Genomic DNA, 3,759 nt, shown 5'->3' with positions numbered 1-3,759 from the left:
ACCCACGACCCTTGACCTGGGGTTTGCTAGCGCTTTCGCCGGCTGCCGCGCATCGAGGCGATCAGCAGGAACAGCCCCACCACCAGTGCGCCACCGGCCAGCAGCCAGCGCGGGTCCACCGTGGGCACCCACAGGGCGCCGTCGGTCAGCACGTAGGCCGACACCAGCAGGGTGGCCAGGCCGGCAAGCAGGGTCAGCAGGTCCGGCCCGCGCCGCTCGACCTCGCGCTCGCCGTCGTGCTCAGCCACGACGCACCTCCACGGTCCCGGCGCCGACCTCGACGTCCAGCTCGATCTTCAGCCCGCCCTCGCCGTCCGCGCCGTAGTCGGTGAACTCGACCTTGGAGTCCGGGCCGGTCGCCTCCTGACCGAGGCACTGCACGTCACCGACTCCGGCGCTGCAGGTCAGCTCCACGTCCGCGTTCTCCGGCAGGATGACAACGGCCTCGCCGGTGTCCACCTCCACCCGGGTGTCGACGTCGTCGCCCACCGCGGGCAGCGCGGTCAGGTCGAGGGTGACCGTTCCGGCCGTGCGCTGGTAGCTGGACTGCACCTCGGCGATCCCGACGGGCCGCGCCGTCACGTCGCCGACGCCGTGCCAGCCGTCCGGTGAGATCGAGGTCAGACCGAGTCCCACGATGGACAGCGGGACGGCCAGCCCGATCAGCCCGCGGCCACCCCGGACGAACGAGCCGCCCACCATGCCGAGGCCGATCACGGCGAGCGTGAGCCCGACGATGTGCGGCGCGGTCAACCAGCCGCCGGCGTACGGCGCGGCCAGCGCCAGCGTCCCGGCGACGACCAGCGCGGCGCCCACGGTGAACAGGCCGACCCTGGACCGGCGCCGCGGCGCCGGCGGTTCGGGCGCGGGCGGGCTCGGCTCCGGCAGATCCCAGGCGAACGGCGCCGCGCCGAGCGGATCCCAGGCCGGCGGCCGGGGTTCGGCCGCCGGCACGCCGGTCGCGGCAAAGGTGACCGGCTCGGTCGCGGTCGCCGGCGCGGGCATCGCGTAGGTCGGCGGCGCCGCGGCGAACGTCTCCGTGGCGGGAACCTCGGGGCTCGGGCGGTTGAGGTGCCCACGGCTGCGATGCAGCAGGTACAGCGTCCCGAGCACGACGAGCACGCCGAGGAACCCGCTGAACCCGTTGTCGATCCACAGCAGCCCGGTCGCCGGGATCAGCGCGAGGCACAGCAGCACGGTGAACGCACCTGAGGTGGAGCTGCGCCGGCGCTTGACCATCCCCTCGAGCGGCGCCGCGGCGTCGTCCTGCTCCGGCAGGAACAGCCAGCCGAGCAGGTAGAACAGCACGCCGGCGCCGCCGTAGAAGGTGGCCACCACGAAGGCCACCCGCACCACGGTCGGGTCGATGCCGTACCGGTTGCCGATGCCGGCCGCCACACCGGCGATCTTCCGGCCGCGCCGGGAACGCCTCGGTCGGGTCGCCCAGAAATCCTTGAGCGTGTCTTCCACGCCGCTCGTGCCACTCATGGTTACGAGCATCCGTTCCGGATCGCGTGGGCGCATCGGGGACATGCCCTGACATTGACCCGGAGCCTACGGGTCCGGGTATTTCCCCGATGAAGCATCCGCCCGGCCATGTGACCATGATGAGGTGAGTGTGGTCCAGGAGAGGCCGGTGGTGAGCGCGGAGATCCAACGAGCGACGCCGGGAGCCGTGCCGGCGGTGGCGCAGCCGAACAAGATGTACCGCCGCAGGACCGGCCGTGCCGTCGCCGGGGTCGCCGGCGGGCTGGCCGACCACCTGGGCGTCGACGTGCTCTGGGTCCGGCTCGCCTTCGCCGTGCTCGCCGCGCTGGGCGGCGCCGGGGTGCTGGCGTACGGCCTGCTGTGGGCGTTCGTCCGGCAGGAGGCGCCGGGCACGCCGGTCCGGACGCTGTCGGCCAAGGAGCGTCAGCAGGCGTACGGCCTGGTCGCGCTGGGCGTCGGCCTCGCGGTCGCGGTCGGCACCCTGTCCGGGGCGGCCAGCGGCTGGGTGATCGGCACCCTCGGCGTCGCGCTGGTCGGCACCGCGCTGGTGTGGCGGGAGGCCGACGAGTCCCGGCGCCGGCGCATGCGCGACGGGGCGCGCACCGGCCTGGCGGCCGTGCTGGGCTCGGGCGGCCGGAAGGCGCTCATGCGGATGCTCACCGGGGCCGCGCTGGTGGTCAGCGGGATCGCGCTGTTCCTGTACCGCAGCATCAACCTCGACCAGATGCAGTTCGCCCTGCTCGCGGTGCTGGCCACGCTGGTCGGCGTGGCGGTGCTGACCGTGCCGTTCTGGCTGCGGCTGGTCCGTGACCTCGGCGAGGAGCGCACCGCCCGGATCCGGGAGCACGAGCGCGCGGAGATCGCCGCGCACCTGCACGACTCGGTGCTGCAGACCCTCGCGCTGATCCAGAAGCACACCGAGGCCCCGCGCGAGGTGCTCCGCCTCGCCCGCGGCCAGGAGCGCCAGCTGCGCGAGTGGCTGTACCCGTCGAAGGCCGACGGGGACGCGGCCGCCACGCTGTCCGACGCGCTGCGGCAGGCCGCCGGTGAGGTCGAGGACAGCTTCGCGGTCAAGATCGACCAGGTGGTGGTCGGCGACTGCCCGCTCGACGAGCCGCTGACCGCCCTCGTGCACGCCGCGCGCGAGGCGATGGTCAACGCCGCCAAGCACGCCGAGGTGTCCGAGTTCAGCGTGTACGCCGAGGTCGAGCCGGACAAGGCGACGGTGTTCGTGCGCGACCGCGGCAAGGGGTTCGACCAGGACAGCGTGTCGGACGACCGGCACGGCCTCGCCGACTCGATCAGGGGCAGGATGGAGCGCAACGGCGGTGACGTACGCCTGCGCACGTCGCCGGGCGAGGGCACCGAGGTGCAACTGCACATGCCACGAGCGAAGGCGGCCAGCAGACGTGACTGACACACCCAAGCGGCCCGTGCGGGTCTTCCTCGTCGACGACCACGGCCTGTTCCGCGCCGGCGTGCGGGCGGAGCTCGACTCGATCACCGACGACGTCGAGGTGATCGGCGAGGCCGGCACGGTGGGGGAGGCGGTCGCCGGGATCGGCCACCTCAAGCCCGACGTGGTGCTGCTCGACGTGCACATGCCCGACGGCGGGGGCGTCGAGGTGCTCCGCAAGGCCCGCCCGAACCATCCCGACGTGGCGTTCCTCGCGCTGTCGGTGTCCGACGCCGCCGAGGACGTGATCGCGGTGATTCGGGCCGGCGCCCGCGGCTACGTCACCAAGACGATCTCCAGCCAGGAACTGGCCAAGGCGGTGGTCCGGGTGTCCGACGGCGACGCGGTGTTCTCACCGCGGCTCGCCGGCTTCGTGCTGGACGCGTTCGCCGACCGGCCGGGCGCCGCCCCGATCAGCGACCCCGAGCTCGACCTGCTCACCCCCAGGGAGCGGGACGTGCTGCGGCTGCTGGCCCGCGGGTACGCCTACAAGGAGATCGCCTCGGAGCTGTTCATCTCCGTCAAGACCGTCGAGACGCACGTGTCCAGCGTGCTGCGCAAGACCCAGCTGTCCAACCGCTACGAGCTGTCCCGCTGGGCCTCCGACCGCAGGCTCGTCTAGTACAGCGGTCGTGCTCGAAAGTGTCGCTGGGGTCGACCAATCTTTGGCGAGGGCGGCCGCCCCACGACGACAAGGGCAGGGGCGAGGAACGAGCCCCTGCCCGCCGGCGTCGTCAGCCGACCACCCACGACACCCAGCCACCCACCCCGGCCCGCAACCCCCCAGCCAACCCGACCCAAGGCCGGCGCCGAAG

At 73.1% G+C, this 3,759-nt stretch carries 4 protein-coding genes; 2 read left to right on the top strand and 2 right to left on the bottom strand.

The window, feature by feature from the left end; genetic code table 11:
• Nucleotides 1–26 precede the first annotated feature (26 nt).
• Nucleotides 27–248, bottom strand: coding sequence for a hypothetical protein (locus VGX25_RS07060; RefSeq protein ID WP_326916801.1), 222 nt, complete (start codon nucleotides 246–248; stop codon nucleotides 27–29).
• A complete protein-coding gene (locus VGX25_RS07055) occupies nucleotides 241–1,488 on the bottom strand; it encodes a PspC domain-containing protein (protein WP_326916800.1) in 1,248 nt (415 codons plus the stop codon). The genes VGX25_RS07060 and VGX25_RS07055 overlap by 8 nt, the downstream gene beginning before the upstream one ends.
• A 151-nt stretch (nucleotides 1,489–1,639) precedes the next feature.
• Here VGX25_RS07055 and VGX25_RS07050 point away from each other — a divergent pair, with 151 nt between their 5' ends.
• Together VGX25_RS07050 and VGX25_RS07045 are read left to right on the top strand one after the other, a co-directional pair.
• Nucleotides 1,640–2,905, top strand: coding sequence for a PspC domain-containing protein (locus VGX25_RS07050; protein ID WP_326916799.1), 1,266 nt, complete (start codon nucleotides 1,640–1,642; stop codon nucleotides 2,903–2,905).
• Nucleotides 2,898–3,566, top strand: a complete 669-nt coding sequence (locus VGX25_RS07045; protein ID WP_326916798.1) for a response regulator transcription factor — start codon at nucleotides 2,898–2,900, stop codon at nucleotides 3,564–3,566. The genes VGX25_RS07050 and VGX25_RS07045 overlap by 8 nt, the downstream gene beginning before the upstream one ends.
• Nucleotides 3,567–3,759: the final 193 nt, after the last annotated feature.

The sequence above is a fragment of the Actinophytocola sp. genome, from assembly GCF_035942955.1.
Classification (GTDB): Bacteria; Actinomycetota; Actinomycetes; order Mycobacteriales; family Pseudonocardiaceae; genus DASYTH01.
This window is presented reverse-complemented; position numbering and strand designations above follow the sequence as displayed.